Genomic DNA, 359 nt, shown 5'->3' on the forward strand with positions numbered 1-359 from the left:
ACAAAAACAGGCGAAACAGATTTTAAAGCATCGGTAGAAGCTTTTGAACCTGTAGAAGCCAAAAGCAACAGTACAACGGTTATCTTAAACACGAATTCAGGCGAAATAGCAGCTTTATTATTCATCAAATCCTTTCACTTCAAAGTGGCGTTGATGGAAGAGCATTTCAATGAAAACTACATGGATTCTGATAAATTTCCGAAAGCAACTTTCAAAGGAAAACTAAAAGATTTCAATATGTCAGATGTGTCAAGTACCGCGAAGGAATACAAACTTTCAGGAACACTCACAGTCAGAGGAAAAGCCAAAGACGTTCAAACTACGGCAATGGTTTCCAAAGAAGGCGACAAAATTGTGAT

Annotated in this window: 1 protein-coding gene; it reads left to right on the top strand. The window is 37.6% G+C overall.

Features of this window, described 5'->3' with window-relative positions:
• The coding region (locus tag AA089_RS23370; RefSeq protein ID WP_046759445.1) for a YceI family protein at positions 1–359 on the top strand (359 nt) is incomplete at both ends.

This window comes from Kordia jejudonensis (assembly GCF_001005315.1).
Taxonomy (GTDB): Bacteria; Bacteroidota; Bacteroidia; order Flavobacteriales; family Flavobacteriaceae; genus Kordia; species Kordia jejudonensis.